The 21141-nt window shown below is 34.3% G+C and carries 11 protein-coding genes; all 11 read left to right on the top strand.

Annotation, left to right across the window (positions count from 1 at the left end):
• Positions 1 to 157 precede the first annotated feature (157 nt).
• Positions 158 to 1015, top strand: a complete 858-nt coding sequence (locus FQU21_RS02855) for a T9SS type A sorting domain-containing protein (protein WP_147676512.1) — start codon at positions 158 to 160, stop codon at positions 1013 to 1015.
• Positions 1016 to 1124: 109 nt separating this feature from the next.
• Complete coding sequence (rhaM, locus tag FQU21_RS02860) at positions 1125 to 1439, top strand: L-rhamnose mutarotase (RefSeq protein ID WP_147676513.1); 315 nt, start codon at positions 1125 to 1127, stop codon at positions 1437 to 1439.
• A gap of 87 nt (positions 1440 to 1526) precedes the next feature.
• Positions 1527 to 3716: a BNR-4 repeat-containing protein gene (locus FQU21_RS02865; RefSeq protein ID WP_147676514.1), complete on the top strand. Its 2190-nt coding sequence runs from the start codon at positions 1527 to 1529 to the stop codon at positions 3714 to 3716.
• 87 nt (positions 3717 to 3803) lie between these two features.
• Entirely contained in the window at positions 3804 to 4508 is a 705-nt protein-coding gene (locus FQU21_RS02870; RefSeq protein WP_187269303.1) for a fibronectin type III domain-containing protein, read from the top strand.
• A 185-nt stretch (positions 4509 to 4693) separates the two neighbouring features.
• Complete coding sequence (locus FQU21_RS02875) at positions 4694 to 7477, top strand: alpha-L-rhamnosidase (RefSeq protein ID WP_147676516.1); 2784 nt, start codon at positions 4694 to 4696, stop codon at positions 7475 to 7477.
• Positions 7478 to 7481: 4 nt separating this feature from the next.
• Positions 7482 to 10265 (top strand): family 78 glycoside hydrolase catalytic domain, encoded by a 2784-nt coding sequence (locus FQU21_RS02880; protein WP_147676517.1) that lies wholly within the window; start codon positions 7482 to 7484, stop codon positions 10263 to 10265.
• 21 nt (positions 10266 to 10286) lie between these two features.
• The gene (locus tag FQU21_RS02885; protein WP_147676518.1) at positions 10287 to 11789 is read left to right on the top strand and encodes a sulfatase family protein; all 1503 of its coding nucleotides are present in this window, start codon (positions 10287 to 10289) and stop codon (positions 11787 to 11789) included.
• A gap of 155 nt (positions 11790 to 11944) precedes the next feature.
• On the top strand, positions 11945 to 13396 hold the full coding sequence (locus FQU21_RS02890) for a sulfatase (RefSeq protein ID WP_147676519.1): 1452 nt from the start codon (positions 11945 to 11947) through the stop codon (positions 13394 to 13396).
• Positions 13397 to 13409: 13 nt separating this feature from the next.
• Positions 13410 to 16463, top strand: a complete 3054-nt coding sequence (locus FQU21_RS02895; RefSeq protein WP_147676520.1) for a glycoside hydrolase family 2 TIM barrel-domain containing protein — start codon at positions 13410 to 13412, stop codon at positions 16461 to 16463.
• Positions 16464 to 16570: 107 nt separating this feature from the next.
• The gene (locus FQU21_RS02900; protein WP_147676521.1) at positions 16571 to 17764 is read left to right on the top strand and encodes an alginate lyase family protein; all 1194 of its coding nucleotides are present in this window, start codon (positions 16571 to 16573) and stop codon (positions 17762 to 17764) included.
• The gene (locus tag FQU21_RS02905; RefSeq protein ID WP_147676522.1) at positions 17761 to 21135 is read left to right on the top strand and encodes a glycosyl hydrolase; all 3375 of its coding nucleotides are present in this window, start codon (positions 17761 to 17763) and stop codon (positions 21133 to 21135) included. The genes FQU21_RS02900 and FQU21_RS02905 overlap by 4 nt, the downstream gene beginning before the upstream one ends.
• Positions 21136 to 21141: the final 6 nt, after the last annotated feature.

The following is a 21141-nucleotide window of genomic DNA, read 5'->3' on the forward strand; positions in this document are numbered from 1 at the left end:
TAGTTAAAAAGAGGGTGATGTAAATTTTATCCTCTTTTTTTTATGCATTAATTAATTACAGGATAGTACAGGATACAATATCGCGTTATTCTCCCTTATTTTAAGTATTGTTATTATTCTAATAACATGTAACTATTAATTAAACTATATAAGGCTTATGAAAAAAATTACTTTAAAAATTAGCGCATTTTTAGTGCTAACTATGTTTGCAATGCAAATGAAAGCACAGGCAAATTTTACAGGGGATGGTGTTTATAAAATTTCAACATCAGGTTTAACTCCAAATCTTTACGTTACAGTTAACACTTCTTCAAGTACTATTGAATGGGCCGAAGAATTACCAGGTGATGATGAAAAACAACTATGGACTATAGTACCCCATAGAACCCCAGCTTCTCCGGGATTGATGGAAATTACGGGAAACATTACTGGTTTAGGAGCTGTTACCTTGTGTACACTTGATGACTCAGCTCATCCTAGTATTACGCTTGGTTTTAAACTTGGTAATCCGAAAACTGTAGTAGAAAATTCAGAAGATTATTCGGGTCTAGATCAGTTTCAAAGAAGAAAAACCAAAGTTGATGAAAATGGACTTTATGATAAGAATGGTGCTGTCCCAGCAAATGGAAACAATGCATTGTTTTTAAGAAATACACAAGGTACTGATTCAAGATATGGGGTGATTCCAGCTGCAGCAGGTGATTTTGTCAAGTTTGATAAAGGAGGAATTGATGTGATTCAATTCCATTTAGTAGCTCCATTAAGTACTGCAGACTTTGACACAAGTTCAATATTTGTTTCAAACCCAGTTAATGACCAATTAACAATTAAAGGTTTAGCTAATAATGTTAATCAAGTGAGTGTATACAGCTTACTTGGAAAACAAGTATTAGAAACTAAAGTTAAAGGTAAATCAGAACTTACATTAGATACTCGCGCACTTTCTAGCGGTATGTATATCGTAAAGATGTCAAGTGCTAAAGGTAGCTTCAGTAAAAAAATAGTAAAGCAATAAGCTTACTGTTTTACTAAAATTTTGAAAAAATCATCCTGTCTTTTTTTTAGATGGGATGATTTTTTTAAATCAACAATAGAATTTTAACCTAGAAATAAAAAAGTTAATTATGCAAAGACTAGCATTTAAAATGAAACTAAATAGAGGTCAAAAAGAAGCTTATAAAAAACGGCATGACCAAATATGGCCAGAGTTAAAGCAATTATTAAAAGATAATGGGGTAAGCGAATACTCTATTTTTTTAGATGAAGAAACAAATACATTATTCGCATTTCAAAAAGTATCAGGAAACGGTGGTTCACAAGATTTAGCGAATAATCAAATTGTAAAAAAATGGTGGGACTTTATGGCAGATATTATGGAAGTTAACCCCGATAATTCTCCAGTTTCTATTCCCTTGGAAGAATTATTTTATATGGAGTAATTCGTGCCATTTGGTATTTAGTTAGAAGGCATATTTCTTTTTGTTAGGTTTAAAGAATTATTGGTTTTAAGATTGAAATAAAAAATTATGAAAAAAAAATACGTTCAAAGAAAAGTATGGAAATCAACCATGTTAACCTTATTATTTCTCATATTTACAAGTGTTGTAAATGCTCAAGTGGTTCTAGAAGACGAAATAAAAATAACCGATATCGGTTTACATTTTGATGGTAGTAAGGTAGGAAGCACAGCTACTAATACCGGTGATACGGCGCCATATGACTATTTTTTTGGGAAAAATATATCTGCACATGGCGATTGTATAAAAACCTATGGAGATTATGTTTTTATGACATGGTACCAAGGAGGAAAAGAAAAAAGACATGTTATGTTAACCCGTTATAACACAGTAACTGGTTCAATGGCTACCATTGAGTTTCCACATAGGCACACAGGGTATCAAAACATGTATTGGATTGGAGAGTCGCACAACACAAATGCTATAGCTGTAAGCCCAATAGACGGTACTATACACATGTTGTACGATATGCACGCTTATAGTAAGGATAGACCTTCAAATGGTAGTTTAAGCAATGATTATTTTAGGTACTCTTACTCCGTTAAAAATGCGGCTTCGTTACCTGATGCCGATTTTACATTGGATAAATTTGTAAAAAATAACACAGGAGGTTATAAGCATCTAAGTTTAAACGGAGGGGAAGATTATTCAAACTTTGCCGCATTAACCTATCCGCAGTTTTTTCTTAACGATGCAGGCGACATTTTTATGTACATGAGAGAAGGAGGAAATAATAATGGTGCTTACAAGTTTTCAAAGTATGATGCGAATACCTCAACATGGTCTAGTTTTACTCATTTTAACGTTTTAAATGCAAAAAACCAACCAGGAATAAGTTATAATTGGGGTTTGTATGGCAACATGAAATATGTAAACGGGAAAATTAGAATAGGTTTTCAACGTAGATTATCAAATAATACCGATAAATTTCAGTACCAAAATGGAGTATATTATGCCTATTCAGATAGTCAAGATGGATCCAATAGTTGGAAAAATTATTCCGGTGCATCGTTTTCTTTACCGCTTTATGATGCCGATTTTATAAAAGTAATGGAGCCGGGAGACTATGTGGAAACCACACAAGAAGATCAAGTTTATATCGTTAGCGATTTCGATTGGACCGTTACAAACCATGGTGATGTACACATTATAAGTAAAGTAAGAGATCTTGAAAATAATGTTACTAAATATTTACATACTTATAAACCAGCAGGAGAAACAGATTTTATAACTTCGGAAGATTTTGCTGGTGGTACATCTATTTATACAGCAGGTAATAGTGTTTATATTATTGGTCTTAAAAATGATAGGGTTTTTATTCAAAAAGCAGAAGGCGGTACAAATAATTTTGAAACAATTTATCAAGCTAACTCAGGAAGAGTTTTTGATCACGGTAGAGTCCACATTGCCAATGGTAAACTCTACTATTATTTAATGGAGAAAAAATCTGGTAACGCACAGCCTTTGTACTTGCAAATTATAGATTTAGATATTGTGCCTAAAGATCCAACAGCTCCAAATAATTTTGTTATAGAATCTATTGGTGAAACTTGTGCGGAAATGAACAATGGTAAGCTTATTATAAAGGGGATTGCTACCCATGATTATAAAGTATCCATTGATGGTAAAGACTATGAGTTTGAAAATGATGTAACTATCGAAGGGTTAAGTCCCAGAGTCTATGATTTGTGTATTGATGTTGTTGGTGAGGATTATAAGCATTGTTATGAAATTAATATAGCAGAAGCAGAGACTTTATCTGGTAAAATTAATGTAAGTAAAAAATCGGCTATGGTTTCTTTAGCCTCTGGAAAAGCACCTTATACCATAATAAAAAACGATAAAAAACTATTTGAAACTTATCAATCTGACTTTTTAATAGATGTGAATCATGGAGACAAAATTCTAATTAAAAGTAAGGAAGCTTGTCAAGGAAAGTTACTAAAAACCATCAATTTATTCGAAAATATAAAGGCATATCCTAACCCTTCAAATGGCCGTTTTGAACTGTATATCCCAAATGATATAAAAACTATAAATTTAGAAGTGTATAGCATACAATCTCAATTAATTATTTCTAAAAATATTGCGGTAAACGCTGGAAAAATACAATTAAATTTAGCAGACAAACCAAACGGAATTTATGTTGTTAAAATCAATGTAAATAAGCCCGTTTTTGTAAAACTTGTTAAGAAATAATATGTTAAAGTAAATCGATGATAATAGCTGTTCAAATGTTTAAAGGTGAATAAAAAATTATCTGAGAAAATGATAAATTTAAAACAAATGAAAAAATCATATATATATTTAGTACTAGTTTTTGGAATTGTTATGTCTTGTAGTAGTGGAGGTGGTCCAGATGAAGAAGTAGTGAAACCAGTTGAAAATACCGCACCTACCGTGCCTACCCAATTGTATCCAACCAATAATACGCTTTGTATTGATAATAATGTAGTTTTTAAATGGGAGGCTTCAACAGACGCAGAAGGTAATAATATAAACTATACCATTGAAGTGGCCGAGAACAATTCCTTTTCCCCAATATTATATTCGGAAAGTAGTTTTTCAGAGTCTAAGCTAATAGTATTAACTAAAGGGAATTCTTATTATTGGCGAATAAAATCAGTTGATAATAAAAATGCTGAAAGCGCCTACTCTTCAATAAATCAGTTTATAACCGAAGGTGATGGTGTTTCTAATCACGCGCCATTTGCACCAAGTTTATTAACTCCTACATTAGATACTGAAATAAATAGTACCAGTGCAGTTTTAAGCTGGTCGGCATCCGATGTCGATGGCGATGCCTTAAAATATGATGTTTATTTGGATACGACTCCAGAGCCAACAACTAAGGTTGCCGAAAACCAATTGGAAACAGTTTTTAATGTTACCGATTTGGCAGTTGCAACAACATATTACTTTAAAATTGTTGTTAAAGATGATCAAGGAGCAGCTAGTATTGGACAAGTTTGGAGTTTTACTACAAAGTAACTTTTTTAACGAGGTACAGAGTATAGAGAATATACTTTTACTGTTAAAGTTTTCTAAAAATATAAGTGTATATGGTTGTTTTTTAGCAGATTATTAAAAGAATCTTTAAAATCAAGATACATCAGGATAGTTTTATATTCAAAAATATAGAAATTGCTTATCTGGAAAATTTAATAAGAACTTCAATGATTTGCAAGTCAATTTTTTATAGTATATCTACTTTGTTTATTTTTTTAGGGGCGCTATCTTGTAGCCCAAATAAGCTTTTAAAACCTATAGAATTAAGACTTTCTGAAGGTTTTGAAAATCCAATGGGATTTTATAATAGCAAGCCAACATTTTCATGGAAATTACCAGTGTCAGAAACTGTAAAATCACAGTCTGCCTATCAAATAGTGGTAGCCTCTTCAGAAGAATTGTTGCCAAACCAACCCGATATTTGGGATTCTAAAAAGCAAGAAAGTTCACAATCTACTTTTGTAAATTATCAGGGGCCTGAGTTACAGTCGCGTCAAAAAGTGTATTGGCAAGTTAAATATTGGAATCAAGATAATGAGCCTTCCGAATGGAGTGAAATCAATCACTTTGAATTGGGTTTATTAAAAAATTCAGACTGGAAAGCGCATTGGGTAGGGTTAGATACAGCAAAGGATAGCATTAAAGGCGTACGTAACTTTTTAATGCACAAACCTCAATATTTAAGAAAAGAGTTTGAATTAAATAATCAAGTTGAATCTGCAAGACTTTATATTACTGCCAAGGGTGTTTTCGATGTACATTTAAACGGACAGGATGTAAGCGACGATGTGTTATCTCCAGGTTGGACGCCATATAGTCATCGTATAGAAACCTTAACATATAATGTTACTGATTTAATAGAATCTGAACAAAATGCCATAGCCATAGAATTGGCATCTGGTTGGCATTCCGGTAGAATTAGTAGAGGCAAAGCCTTATATGAAAATTTTGCATCGCCAAAAATTCTTTGTCAGTTAGAAGTTACCTTTAAAGATGGTACAAAAAGTGTTATAGTTTCTGATGCATCTTGGAAAGGCACAACCAATGGCCCCATAAGATTGGCAGGACTATATGATGGCGAAGTGTATGATGCCAATCTAGAAATGCCAAAATGGAAAACAAACGCTTTTGATGATTCAAGTTGGAAATCTGTTGAAACCGAAAACATTGTTGATTCGGTAAAACTAGAACCCAAACGTCATGAAACGGTAAAAACAACCGCTGTTTTAGAAGATGCAGAAATTGTTTCGGCTACAGAATCTTCAGTAGTTTTCGATATGAAACAAAATATGGTTGGAGTACCAAAAGTACAGGTGCCCATGAAAAAAGGTGATACACTTAGCATTCGTTTTTCAGAAATGTTGTTGTCTGATGGTACGTTTTATACTAAAAACTACCGTTCAGCAAAATCAACCGATTATTATATCGCAGCTCAAGATGGCATTATCGAATACATGCCAAAATTTACCTTCCATGGCTTTCAGTTTGTAGAAATATCAGGGTTTGATGCTTCGGCAAGTCCCAATTCAAATTGGATAAAAGGATTGGTGCAGCATTCCGATTTTGAAAAAAATGGAACATTTACCTCTTCCCACGATAAATTAAACCAACTGCAAAGTAACATTACCTGGGGTTTACGTGATAACCTTTTGGATGTGCCTACCGATTGCCCGCAGCGAGATGAACGCTTAGGATGGACGGGAGATGCTCAAGTGATTTCGCCAACCGCCATGTTTAATTATGAAACCCATGCCTTTTGGACCGCTTGGTTGCAAAGTATGCGCGAAACACAAACGGAGCATAATAATGGTTTAGTGCCTTTTATTATTCCAGATGTGCTGCAAAATAAAAGCGCCAGTTCTGGTTGGGGTGATGCTTGTGTTATTATTCCATGGGATATATATAATATCACGGGAGACAAAACCGTACTGGAAGCGAATTTTGAAATGGCTAAAAAATGGGTGGGTTATTACCAATCTAAAGCCAAAGATTATATTCCAAATATTCATTCTTTTGGAGATTGGTTACAGCCTTACCCCGATAAAAACGGAAAAAGGGGGAATAGAGGCGATACGCCAAGACTGTTTGTAAACACAGCGTATTTTGCCCATTCAGCTCATTTAGTGTCTAAAATAGCTGCTGTGCTTGGTAAGACTGAAGATGAAAAAAAATACAAAGATTTATATAAAAACATTGCATCTGCTTTTGAAAACAAGTTTTTTGATGAAAACGGAAAGTTTAAAAATAAAAAGCAAACCCAAACCAGTTATTTGCTGGCTATATATTTTGATTTGTTAAAACCTGAAACCAAAGAAAAAGCACAAAAACATTTGCTTGAAGAAATAAAAAAAGCCGATAACCACTTAGGTACCGGTTTTTTAGGCACCCCTATATTACCAAAAGTTTTAGATGACATGGGAGAAATAGATTTGATGTATAAAATTCTTTTCAAAGAAACCTATCCGTCGTGGTTCTATTCAATAAACCAAGGCGCAACAACCATGTGGGAACGTTGGAACAGCTATAGTAGGGCAAAAGGGTACAACCCACAAAGTATGAACAGCCTAAACCACTATGCTTACGGAGCGGTTGGCCAGTGGATGTATGAGCGCATTGCTGGTTTAGCAGCATTAGAACCAGGGTATAAAAAATTAAGAATAGCTCCAAAACCAAATACCAATTTTTTAACTGAAGCATCGGCAAGTGTTCATACACCTTACGGAGAAGCATCATCCTCATGGAAAATTGAAAATGGCATATTTTATTTAGAAACAATTATTCCTCCAAACACCACAGCCGAAGTTATTATTCCTTATGGTAAAATCGATAATTTATCGGTTAATGGCAGTCCGTTTGAGGAAAGTGCAAACTTAAAAATAGAAAATTCAGATACTGAATTAGTTAAAATAAAGGCTAATTCGGGTACTTATAAATTTCAACTAAACTTTTAATTAAATGTTTTACAAATTCAATTTTAAACAGGTTTTTCAAATCTTTATTTGCGTTGTGTTTTTCAGTTTAGCATCATCATCATGTACTGAAAAAGAAAATATACAACCAGCAGAAAGTTTAACTGTTTCCGAAGGTTTTAAAAACCCTATAGGCTTTTATAATGCTAACCCAACGTTTTCATGGAACCTACCAGTTTCAGAAAGTACTAGAAGTCAGTCTGCTTATCATATTGTAGTAGCTAGTAGCCCAGATTTATTGCCTAATAATGCCGATTTATGGGATTCTAAAAAACAAGAAACAGATCAATCAAATTGGGTTAAATACGATGGTAAAACCCTAAAATCCCGTCAAAAAGTATATTGGCAGGTTAAATATTGGAATCAAGATAACTATGCGTCCCAATGGAGTGAAATTAATCGTTTTGAGTTGGGGCTATTAAATAATTCCGATTGGAAAGCAAAATGGATAGGATTGCCAACTAAATTACAAGGGGTTTTAGGAAGCCAAAACACTATTATTCATAGACCACAATATTTAAGAAAAGGTTTTGAATTATCAAGCGATGTCGTTTCAGCACGATTATATATAACAGCAAAAGGTGTTTTCGATGTTGCCATAAATGGCGAAAATGTAAGTGAAGATGTTATGCCTCCAGGTTGGACACCATACCAAAAACGAATAGAAACGATTACTTATAATGTTACCAACTTAATAGAATCTGGGCAAAACACCATTGGTGTTGAAATTGCATCTGGATGGCACTCTAGTCGCTTGGGGTGGAGAAAAGATTTATGGAAGGATACTGATTCTCCTAAAATACTTTGTCAGCTAGAATTAACTATGCAAGATGGTAGCAAAGAAGTTATTCTTTCAGACCAAACATGGAAAGGAACAACCAATGGACCTATTCGTGTTTCCGAAATTTACGATGGCGAAATTTACGATGCCAATTTAGAAATGTCAAACTGGACTACTAATAATTTTGATGATAAACATTGGGGTTTTGTGGAAGTAGAAGACATAGATACAAAGGTGAAGTTAGAACCAAAAAAACATGCTAATGTAAGATCTAAAATAAAAATAGCATCAAAAGAAATCATAGAACAAAACGGAAATTTAATTTTCGATTTACAGCAAAATATGGTAGGGGTTCCATTTGTAAAAGTACCTATGAAAAAAGGGGATACCCTAAAAATTAGATTTGCAGAAATGTTATCGCCCGATGGCTCATTTTATACCAAAAACTATCGTTCGGCACAATCAACTGATTACTACATAGCAGCAAAAGATGGAGAAATTAGTTGGCAACCTAAATTTACATTTCATGGATTTAGGTACGTAGAGTTAAGTGGATTTGATATTTCAAAAGAACCATCAAAAAATTGGGTAACAGGTTTAGTACAATATTCAGATTTTGATGAAAATGGAACATTTACATCCTCGCATCAAAAATTAAATCAGCTTCAAAGTAATATTGTTTGGGGTTTAAGGGGCAATTTTTTTGATATTCCAACGGATTGTCCACAGCGTGATGAACGTATGGGATGGACAGGAGACGCACAAGTATTTGGACCAACCTCTATGTTTAATGCCGATGTTTATAAATTTTGGGTTAGTTGGTTGCAAAGTGTTAGAGAGTCTCAATATGATAATGGAGGAATTCCTTGGGTGGTTCCTGATGTTATATATAACAACAAAGTAAGTGCTGGTTGGGGTGATGTGTGTACCATTATTCCTTGGAAAATTTACTTAAGGACTGGCGACAAAAAAGTGCTAGAAGAAAATTTTGAAATGATGAAGGCTTGGGTAGCTTATCATGAAAAAAATGCTAAAAATGGTATTTCTAAGATGGGCTTTTTTGCAGATTGGTTACAGCCTTATCCAGAAAATGGAGATAACAAAGGTGATACGTCTCACAGTTTAATAGGTACAGCTTTTTTTGCCCATTCAGCTAAATTAACAGCTCAAACCGCAGCGGTTTTAGGGCAAACAGAAGCGCAAAATACATATGAAGCGCTATATAAAAAGGTGGCAAAAGCTTTTGAAAATGAATTTTTTGATGATAACGCAAAAGTAAAAGATATTACCGAAACACAAACCTCTTATTTATTAGCCTTGGCTTTTAATTTGTTGTCAGAAAAAAAACAAGAAAATGCAAAAAATAATTTGTTGCAAAAAATTAATGAAGCCGATAATCATTTAAGAACAGGCTTTTTAGGTACGCCATTACTATCACAGGTTTTAGACGAAACAGGAGAAATAAATTTAATGTATAAACTTTTATTTAATGAAACCTATCCATCTTGGTTTTATTCCATAAATCAAGGTGCAACCACCATTTGGGAGCGCTGGAATAGTTATAGTAAAATAGAGGGATTCAACCCTCAAAACATGAATAGTTTAAACCATTATGCGTATGGTGCTATTGGCGAGTGGATGTATGAGCGTATTGCTGGTATTGCTCCATTAGAACCCGGTTATAAAACGATTAGAATAGCACCAGTTCCAGGCGGACCATTAACTTCGGCTTCCGCATCGTTAAATACACCTTACGGTAAAGTAGCATCGTCATGGGACATAGAAAATAACGACTTTAAATTAGAAGTCGTTATTCCGCCAAATACCACAGCTAAAATTGTAATTCCTGCAAATACGCAAAAGGAATTATTAGTAAATGGATTGGCTTTTAAGGAGAATTCAAATCTAAAATTAATAGATACAAGTACCAATACTTTTCAAGTTATGGCGCAACCAGGGACGTATCAATTTAGTTCAAAAATAAAATAACTCATCAATCATAAAAAAGAAATGAAAATTAAACTATTATCAAGATTATTACTTTTAACTTCACTAGCATTATGCAGTTGTAAAAAGCAAGTAAAATCAAATAATGAAACAGCTTCAGCAAAAAGCAAAACAAAGCAACCAAACATTGTTTATATTTTAACCGATCAATGGCGAGGTTCTGCACTGGGTTATGCCGGAAATCCAGATGTAAAAACACCCAATTTAGATGCCTTTGCCAAGGAGTCTGTAAACTTTACCAATGCCGTTTCGGTAACACCAGTTTGCACACCACATAGAGCCGCATTGTTTACAGGTAGGTTTCCTACAACAACGGGCATGTTTTTAAACGATTTGTATTTCCCTGCCGAAGAACTTACCATGGCAGAAATTTTTAAAGAAGCAGGTTATAACACCGCCTATTGGGGGAAATGGCATTTAGATGGACACGGCAGAAGCACATATATTCCAAAAGAAAGACGCCAGGGATTCGATTTTTGGAAGGCCTTAGAGTGTTCGCATAATTACACCAAAATGCCGTATTACGATAACGATAACCAAGACATGAAAATTTGGGGTGAGTATTCCCCTTTTGCCATTTCAAAAGATGCTAATAATTATTTAACAAAACATGCTAACGACCAAAAGCCATTTTTAGCAGTAATATCTATAGCAACACCGCATTACCCACATCATTCTGCTCCCAAAAAGTTCAAGGATATGTATCCACCAGAAACCTTAACATTAAATCCAAATGTAACTAAAGCCCAGGAAGCAAGAAGCCGTAAAGAATTACAAGGATATTACGCACATGCTACGGCCACAGACCAAGCTATTGGTTTGGTTTTTAATAAAATTAAAGAACTGGGCTTAGATAAAAATACCATAATTGTTTTTTCTGCAGATCATGGAGAAATGATGGGCGCACATGGTGTTAAAGCGTTCACTAAGCAATTAGCTTGGGACGAGTCTATTAGAGTTCCCTTTTTAATTAGCTACCCTTCCATAGGAAATCACAAAGGAAGCACAGTAAACGCTCCAATTACAACTCCCGATATTTTGCCATCCTTGTTAAGTTTGTCTCAAATAAATATTCCAAAAACTATCGAAGGCGAAGATTTGTCCCATTTAATTAAAAACCCAGATCCAAACGTAGATCGAGCAGCCTTGGTAATGAATGTTGCACCTTTTGGCGCTAATTATAACGATGCACCCTATCGTGCTATTAGAACCAAGCAATACACCTATGCCATTACACCAGATGGTCCAAGCATGTTCTACGATAATATTAAAGATCCTTTTCAGCAAGACAATTTATTAGGTAAGCAAGAGCTAGCAAGCATTCAACAAGATTTAGATACTAAGCTACATACCGAACTTAAAAAAATAAACGACCAAATAAGACCAAGAGATTACTATTTAAAAAAATGGAATTATAAATTAAGCATGGATAGAAAAGCCATAGATTGGTGGAGTTTCGATAAAGGCGAAGGCCAAGTACAATCGCCCAAGCCAGTTATCAATTAGCCATAATTGGGGCGTTACCACAAGGGTCGGGCTTTCACTAGTCGCTCCTCCTAGGGTCGGGAGCTCCAACAGGCCGTTCAATCCCTAACGCAAGGATAGTCCGCCAAATCATTTTTTAACCCTAAAATAAAGTTGGTCAACAAACTAAAACCAAAATGAAAAAAATAATCTTATTAATTTGTATTATTGGCTGTATATTAAAAGGTGCCGCACAAAACAAAACACCAAATGTACTTATCTTTTATGTCGACGATTTAAGAGCAGAATTAGGCTGCTATGGCAGCCCCACGGCAATAACCCCAAACATAGATAAATTAGCAACCCAAGGTGTTAAGTTTAATAAGGCTTATGTACAACAAGCTATATGTGCACCATCAAGAATGAGTACCTTAACAGGTTTACGTCCGCAAACCTTAGGTATTTATAGTATTTTTACACCACTTCGTAAAGTGCATAAAGAGCTAGTAACCATGCCACAACTTTTCAAAGAAAATGGTTATAAAACAGTAAGTATTGGTAAAGTATACCACCATAGTGTAGACGATAAAAGTAGTTGGACAACTCATTTTCCTAAAGAAAAAAACAGTTATGTAAAGCCAGAAAACATAGCACTTATGGAACGCTTAAAAGCAGAAGGAGTAAAACCCTTAAAAGGCCCAGCTTTTGAAGATGCCAACGTAGAAGATGAAGCCTATAAAGACGGGCGAGCTGCTAAATATGCGATAGAAACACTTCATAAACTTAAAGAGGATAAGTTTTTAATGTTTGTAGGATTAAGTAAACCACACTTACCGTTTAACGCACCCAAAAAATATTGGGATTTATATAATAAAGATAACTTTAAAATACCGTCTCGAGAAAAACCAGAAGGCATGTATAGGTTAGCACTAAGTAAGTGGGGCGAATTAAAAGGCTATCATGGTATTCCCAAAAGCGGCGATTTAAACGACGATTTAACACGTACCTTAATACATGGTTACCATGCATCTGTAAGTTATATTGATGCTCAAGTAGGGAAAGTGATGCAAACGCTAGAGGAATTGGATTTACGCAAAAACACTATGGTTATTTTTATGAGCGACCATGGCTATAAAATTGGCGAATATGGCGCTTGGTGTAAACACTCCAATGTAGAAATTGATGTAAGAGTCCCATTAATTGTTAGTAGAGAAACCAATTATAAGAAAAGAAAAGTTGGTAAAACATCAAATGCCTTAGTAGAAAACGTGGATATATTTCCAACGTTAGTTGATTTATGCGGATTAGAAGGACCAGAATCCGACGGTAAAAGTATCCTTCCTATTATTAATAAACCAAATACTAAAGGAGATAAAGTGGCCACAAGTGTTTATGCTAGAGGCGATAAAATAATGGGAGTAACTGCAACGGACGGTGTTTGGAGGTATACCGAATGGAGAGATTCTAAAACACAAGAAGTTTTAAGTGCAGAACTTTACGAGCATAAAAACAGTTTATTGTCTTTTGTTAATTTATCAGGGCAGGCTAAATACAGAAAAGTAGAAGATAAAATGAGACGCCTTTTAGAATCTGAAATCCCAAAAGATCAAGGTCCTTTTTTACAAAATGATCGTCCAACAAAAAAATAAATATTAGAATAAAATGGAGCAACAATTTTATTATATTAAGAATAAGCATGTCCTTGTTGGCATTTTAATGCTAATTACACTACAGCTTTTTTCACAACGCATAGAAACCAATTTCAATAATAATTGGAATTTTATTTTAGAAGATAATGCTACTTTTTCTCAAGAAAATTTAGATACAGCTTCTTGGCAAAACTTAAACGTACCTCACGATTGGTCTTTTGAAAAAGGCGTTCGTAAAGGTGGCGATCAAGGTCAAGGTGGTGGGTATCACGATGGTGGTATTGGTTGGTATCGTAAGGAATTTAATATAAAAAAAGAAAGTCTTTCAAATATAACATACATCAATTTTGATGGTGTGTATATGAATAGTGAAGTTTGGATAAATGGCAATCATTTAGGCAAAAGACCTTATGGATACATCAGTTTTCGATACGATATTTCAAAGTATTTAAAAGAAGGAAAAAACACCATTGCAGTTAGAGTTGATAATAGTTTAGAACCATCTGCACGTTGGTATCATCCATGTGGCATTTATGCGCAAGTAAAATTGATTGAAGTAAATCCAACGCATTTTAAACCCAATTCTATTTTTATAAAAACACCTTCAATTTCAGAAGAAAACGCAACAGTAACTATTGATGCTCAAGTTAATAATTTTAAAAAAGGATTGGAATACGAAATAAAAATAGTTTCACCTTTAGGTAAACAGCTAAGTAAAACCAGCGAAAAACTTAAAAACAATTCTCCAGTTGTTCAATTAGAAGTTGAAAATCCAAAATTATGGAGTCCAGAAACACCAAATGTCTACAAAGTAGTTACTCAAATTTTGGATGGTAAAAAGGTTATTGACGAAATTGAAACGACTTTCGGATTTAAAACGGTAAAGTGGGAGACTAAAACTGGTTTTTGGTTAAATGGCAAAAACGTAAAATTAAAAGGTGTTTGTGAGCATTGGGAAGGTGGTCCTGTGGGAGGCGCATGGACAAAGCCCATGTTACGTTGGAAATTACAGAGTTTAAAAGATATGGGCATCAATGCCATCCGTCCGTCACACAACCCAACACCGCCTATGTTTTATGATATCTGTGATGAAATCGGGTTATTGGTTATGGATGAAATTTTTGATGGTTGGCACAAAAAAGCACCTCAAGATTACGGAAAACAAGCCTTTGATGCATGGTGGCAACGCGATGTAAAAGAATGGATTACAAGAGATAGAAACCACCCAAGTATTTTTGTGTGGAGTTTGGGGAATGAAACCCATAGTGATGTTGCCCCAGAATTGGTAAAATTCGGAAAAAGTTTAGACCCAACGCGCTTGTTTACTTCGGGTGCCGGTAATCCAGAAGACATGGATATTTTGGGTGTTAATGGAGGTTCAGAAACAAAGTCATTTATTGAAGGTAATTCGTTTGATAAACCTTTTATTTCTACCGAAGCACCGCATACATGGCAAACTCGTGGTTATTACAGAACCCAAACTTGGTGGCGAGATAATGAATTACCTGGTACTTATGAATTACCAAATTTAACCGAAAAAGAGATTTTCTTTTACGAAGGCATCAATCCTAAAAACTGGAGAAACAGAAAACAAAGTTTCAATTCTTCCTATGATAATGCTACCGTAAGGGTTTCGGCAAGAAAATATTGGGAAGTCATGCGAGACAATCCATGGCATAGTGGACATTTTCGTTGGACAGGTTTCGATTATTATGGAGAAGCAGGTTTAGTACACGGCGGTCTACCTTTCAATTTATTTATGGGTGGCGCTTTAGATGTTGCTGGATTTAAAAAAGATTTATTTTATTTCTACCAAAGCCAATGGACCAAAGAACCAATGATTCATATGTTACCACATTGGACGCATCCAAGAATGAAAAAAGGTACTGTAATTCCGGTTTGGGTATATTCAAATGCAGATGAAGTGGAGTTATTTTTAAACGGAAAATCTTTAGGAAAAGACAAACCAGGAACCGTTTGGAACGAAATGCAATGCGAATGGATGGTGCCTTATGAAGAAGGAACTATTGAAGCCGTTGCTTATAAAGAGGGAAAGGAAGTAAAACGCACCTCTTTTTCAACCAGCAAGCAACCTTCAAAATTAAAAACAAGTATTCAAAAGTTAGATGCTGAAGATAGTTTTACCACAAGTTATATTATTACTTCAGAAGGATTAGATGAAGAAAACAACCTATATCCTTATGCAGAAAATAAAGTCTATTATAATATTCTAGGGGATGTTAAAAAGATTTCTATGGAAAACGGAAACCCAATTGATCCAACAAGTAGAACAAAATCGAACTTTAGAGCCTTGTTTTTTGGGAAAACAAGATTGTTTTTACGGGAACTACCCAAAGCTAAAAAAGCATCTATTATTACTGGTGCTATTTTAGGAGATAAAGCCCTATATACATCAAATAAAATTACTATTGATGTGCAACAAATTGAAGTTTTAGGGAAATCTAATGTTGAGAATTTTGATATATTTTACACCACAAATGGCGATAACCCTGCAACAAACGGCATAGTTTATAAAGGAGCTTTCGAAATTTCAGATAATACAACCGTAAAAGCCTTTGTAAAACAAAATGGTAAAGTCGTTTTAAAAATGGAGGAAAAATTTGGTAAAAACGAAGGATTGTTTTGGGGTGATGAGCACTCTAAAGATATGTGGATTGGAAGAGGTGTTAATATTTCTGCTGAAGAAGGTATTTTAGAAGGAGAAGCAAAAGTAAGTAAAGATGCACATCGTTTTAAAGGAAGTGGGTTTGTTCGATTTGATGGTAAAGAAGGTGCAATTACATTTTACCAAGAAAACGATGGGGAAGAGGGCGATTATAGTATGCGTTTTCGATATATGCACAATAATGAGGGCGAATTACATCCAATGAAATTATATTTAAATGATGAGTTTATTAGAACTTTAGAATTCAAATCAACTGGAGGTTGGGAAAAAGAATGGAAGTTTGTTCCGGCTATTTTAAGACTGAAAGCAGGAGCAAATAATATAAGAATAGAAACCTCAGGGCAAAGTGGACCTTATATTGATGAGTTGTTTATTGATTAAACAATGCCAAGGATGAAGATAATTTTATATGTGCCAGCCGTATTATTAGGGATAACGATTTTGATATTTAAGTTTAGCCGAAACACAAACAATAAATAATACCAGGTATGAGAAGCAAATTAGAGTTTTATAAAAAAATAGTTGTTGTGTTTTTTGTAGGTATATTTGGTTGTACAGAAGCTCAAAAGCATCAAGAAAAAGTTCATATTATAGAATATGAGGCATTAGAAGTACAACAAAATCAAATCAAAAAAGGAGATGCAAAAGCAGTTGAAAACTATAAAGCATTATTAAAACAAGCCGATAAATTATTAACTATTGAAGGATTTTCTGTAGTAAATAAAGAAGGAGTTCCGCCTAGTGGAAACAAACATGATTATATGAGTATTGGTCCGTATTGGTGGCCAAATCCAGAAACCCAAATTGGTTTACCTTATATTAGAAAAGATGGTGAAATAAATCCCGAAACTCGAAATAATTTTACAGATTTTACGGCAACTGCAAATTTTCTTTCAGCTGTAAATACCTTAACGAAGGCTTATTTTTATTCCAATGAAAAGGTATATGCCAATAAAAATTTAGAGTTGATACAAACATGGTTCTTAGATGAGGATACCAAAATGAACCCTAATGTTAATTATGGGCAGTACGTTCCTGGGAAATCAGACGGGAGGTGTTTTGGTATTATAGAATTTGAAAGTATTACCAATGTGATAAAATTTTTAGAGCTAGCAAAAGATAGAAATATACTAGACAAAAAGACAGAAGAAGGCATGTTTAACTGGTTTACCGATTATAGTAATTGGTTAAAAAACAGTAAACTAGGTAAGGAAGAAGCCACCCGAAAGAACAACCATGGTACCAATTATGATGTGCAACTATTAAGCATTTTATTGTATTTAAATAAGGTTGAAGAGGTCAAAACATATTTGTCAACGATAACTAAATCTAGAATTTTTAGTCAGATTGAACCCGATGGAAGTCAACCCTTAGAATTAGCAAGAACCAAGTCATTTTCGTACTCAGTAATGAATTTACATGCCTTTTTAGAATTAGCACGTTTGGGGCAAAAAGTGGGGGTTAATCTTTGGAATGCAACTTCAGAAGACGGTAGAAGTATAAAAAAAGGGTGTCAATATATGTTGCCTTATGTAACCAACGAAAAAAAATGGGAATACAAACAGATAAAAGATATAAAGCATTCTAGAGAAAAATTTATAGCCGATTTAAATAAAGCACGTAAACTATTTAAAGAAGATGCCTTTAACGAAGTATTAGAACAATTGAATCAAAATAAATGAAAAATATAACATTACTCTTTTTATTAGCATTTTGTTTTTGTTTCAGTAATTGCACTGAAAAGAAAAAGCAGCGTCAACTTTTAACTTTAGAAGAAGGTTTTAAAAATCCACCACAAGCATCAAAACCCAGAACGTGGTATCACATCAATAGCGGTAATGCTTCTAAAGAAGGCTTTACCAAAGATTTAAAAGCCATAAAAGAAGCTGGTATTGGTGGTGTTTTGGTGTTTAATGTATCTATGGGCTTACCAGAAGGCGATGTAAAATACAACTCACAAGAACATCGTGATATTTTAACCCACGCAGCCAAAGAATGTGAGAAATTAGGATTGAGTTTTGGAGTACATAACTGTGATGGCTGGACCTCTAGTGGTGGGCCTTGGGTAACACCAGAAAACGCCATGAAAGTGGTAGTAAATAGTCAAGTGATTGCAGAAGGAGGTAAAGCAATTAACATAAAATTGCCACAACCACCAGCAAGACATAACTATTACAAAGATATTGCTGTTTTGGCATATCCATCGTTAGAAACCGAATTGATTGACGACAGTGTAAACCCTGTAATAACATCTTCAGATAAAGGATTTAAAGTAGGGTTAGCAACTGACAAACAAACCAATACACATGCCAATTTAAAAGCAAAAGGTTGGGTGCAATACGATTACGGAAAAGCACACACCATCCAATCAATGAATATATTTATCAATAAACGTAAAGGACGATTAACTTTATTAAAATCAGACGATGGTGTTCATTTTACAGTAGCTCATAAGCCAAGAGAAGAACGTATTGGTAAAGATGAATGTTATTTTTATGAAAGTTTTAAACCTGTTACAGCCCGTTATTTTAGAATAGAAACCGAAATGGATGCGGGTATTTATGAGATGCAACTTTCTGCAAGTCCTGTTTTAGGAAATATAATGGAGTACACGTCTTATAGAAAAAATAGACGCCCAATTGGAAATACCGATGCAAAAGCATTCATTAAAAAAGAAGACATCATTGTTTTAACGGATAAAATGGATGCCAATGGTGTTTTAGAAACAACATTACCAAAAGGAAATTGGACTATTATGCGTTTTGGTTTTACGGCTTCTGGCGCAACAAACGAACCGTCTTCAGATGAAGGGAAAGGATTGGAAGTCGATAAATTCAGTAAAAAAGCGTTGAAAGTACATTACGATGCCTTTGTAGGGAAATTGGTTGAACAAGCAAAAGTTGATGCATCAAATGCCTTGCAATATGTAGAAATAGATAGTTATGAAGTTGGACCACAAAACTGGACTGACGATATGGAAAAGCTATTTGAAAAAAGGTTTGGTTATGATTTTACTCCTTTTTTATTAATGTATGCAGGTAAAAGTATTGAAAATAAAGAAACTGTTGAAGCTGTTTTTTGGGATATGAAACAATTGGTAAGCGATTTAATGGTAACCAATTATTTCGATTATTTTACAGAATTATGTCATCAAGACGGATTAATATCTTACATAGAGCCTTATGGATTTGTGGGGCCTTTTAATAGTTTAGATGCTGGGCGACATGCCGATATTCCTATGGGTGAGTTTTGGTTAGGGAAACCTAACAATCATAAACGAGCAGCTGTGTCCGCTGGTCATATTTACGGAAAAAACGTAATTTCTGCAGAAGCCTTTACAAGTACCAAATTAAACTGGGGTTTTCATCCGGCTTTAGCCAAACAAAAAGGCGATTACGAATGGACAAACGGTATTAACGAATATATGTTTCATCGTTTTGCGCATCAATCCAATACGCATGTAAAACCAGGAATGAGCATGAGTTTCGTGGGGTCTCATATTGATAGAACACAAACTTGGTGGGATAACGCAGGCCCAGAATGGTTTAATTATTTAGCAAGAGGTTCATACATGTTACGCCAAGGAAATCCGGTGTTAGATGTGTTGGTTTTTGTGGGTGATAGAGCACCAAGTCACGTTATTCACGCCAACCAAATGCGGCCTAAACTTCCAGCGGCTTATAAATACGATTGTGTAAATTCTGATGTCATTATTAATCGTTTAAAAGTAGAAGATGGCAAATTAAAATTGCCTAATGGTATTATTTATAACGCTTTGTCTTTACAGCGACATGATATCATCAACCTAGAAACTTTAAGAGGTATTCATAAATTATCGCAACAAGGCGCATTAATTGTGGGTAAGAAACCCAAAAAACTAGGTGGGTATAACATTTCAAAAGAAATGGAAGCCGAATTTGATGTTTTAGTAAAAGATATTTGGTCTAGTAAAAAAACATACAGCACTGGCGAATGGGAAGAGATTTTTGAAGAAAATAAAGTTCAAAAAGATTTAATTGTAGAAGGGCAACCCGATTTTAATTTTTACCACAGACGCACAGAAAACGAAGATATTTACTTTGTGTACAATCATAATTTAACAGAAGCTGATACACTAAATTGTAGTTTTTTGGTTGAAGGAAAAATACTAGAATTATGGAATGCAGAAACTGGAGAGATTACCAAATTAGTGGAGTATACCACCAAAAATGGACGAACCGATATTTCTATTCCAATGTATCCTCAAGAATCGGTTTTTGTTGTTTTTAAACCAGCAAAAGCAAATCAACCTAAAGTTACGTTTACGTCAGTTAATAAAGAATCAAAACCTACGTTCAGTTTAGACAGTGACAATAACTTACAGGCCGAAGTCTATGCAAATGGAAAATATACTGCAAAAGTAAATGATTTAGAAAATTGGACTATAGAGGTAAACGATATTCCAAATCCTATCGAAATAAAAGGCAATTGGGAAATTTATTTTAGAGCAGAAGATTTTTACAAAGCGACCCTGAAAACAGACGAATTATTCGATTGGACCACCCACGCTAAAGAGGAAATAAAACACTATTCAGGAACAGCTATTTACAAAACAACCTTCAACATAGAAAAAGGGATATTGCAATCCGATAGACAATTTCAACTCAATTTAGGGAAAGTAAATGTTATTGCAAAAGTTATTTTAAATGGAAAAGAAGTTGGTGTAAGTTGGATATCACCACATTCTTTAAATATTACGACAGCTCTAAAAGAGGGTAAAAATGCTTTAGAAATTCAAGTCACCAATCAATGGACGAATCGTTTAATTGGTGATGAAAAGTTACCAAATCAAACAGAATATGATGTAAGAAGAAGTAAACAAGGTTTTGGATCTGAAGATTACAGAGGTAAATACAAAAAAATGCCAGATTGGTATAGGAATAATCAACCGCTTCCAGAAGGGCCAAGAAAAACTTTTAGTGCTTATTCGTTTCAAAAAGCAACGGATGAACTGTTACCCTCTGGATTACTAGGTCCTGTAACGATTTCTACATCAAAAATTATAAAAAAGTAATTACAG

Origin of the sequence: Algibacter pacificus (assembly GCF_008033385.1) — a bacterium.
Taxonomy (GTDB): domain Bacteria; phylum Bacteroidota; class Bacteroidia; order Flavobacteriales; family Flavobacteriaceae; genus Algibacter; species Algibacter pacificus.

Coding starts and splice junctions, on each gene's coding strand:
- FQU21_RS02880 (WP_147676517.1), top strand. CDS start 7,482: ATGTTTTACAAATTCAATTTTAAACAGGTTTTTCAAATCTTTATTTGC.
- FQU21_RS02895 (WP_147676520.1), top strand. CDS start 13,410: ATGGAGCAACAATTTTATTATATTAAGAATAAGCATGTCCTTGTTGGC.
- rhaM (WP_147676513.1), top strand. CDS start 1,125: ATGCAAAGACTAGCATTTAAAATGAAACTAAATAGAGGTCAAAAAGAA.
- FQU21_RS02900 (WP_147676521.1), top strand. CDS start 16,571: ATGAGAAGCAAATTAGAGTTTTATAAAAAAATAGTTGTTGTGTTTTTT.
- FQU21_RS02885 (WP_147676518.1), top strand. CDS start 10,287: ATGAAAATTAAACTATTATCAAGATTATTACTTTTAACTTCACTAGCA.
- FQU21_RS02855 (WP_147676512.1), top strand. CDS start 158: ATGAAAAAAATTACTTTAAAAATTAGCGCATTTTTAGTGCTAACTATG.
- FQU21_RS02890 (WP_147676519.1), top strand. CDS start 11,945: ATGAAAAAAATAATCTTATTAATTTGTATTATTGGCTGTATATTAAAA.
- FQU21_RS02870 (WP_187269303.1), top strand. CDS start 3,804: ATGAAAAAATCATATATATATTTAGTACTAGTTTTTGGAATTGTTATG.
- FQU21_RS02875 (WP_147676516.1), top strand. CDS start 4,694: ATGATTTGCAAGTCAATTTTTTATAGTATATCTACTTTGTTTATTTTT.
- FQU21_RS02905 (WP_147676522.1), top strand. CDS start 17,761: ATGAAAAATATAACATTACTCTTTTTATTAGCATTTTGTTTTTGTTTC.
- FQU21_RS02865 (WP_147676514.1), top strand. CDS start 1,527: ATGAAAAAAAAATACGTTCAAAGAAAAGTATGGAAATCAACCATGTTA.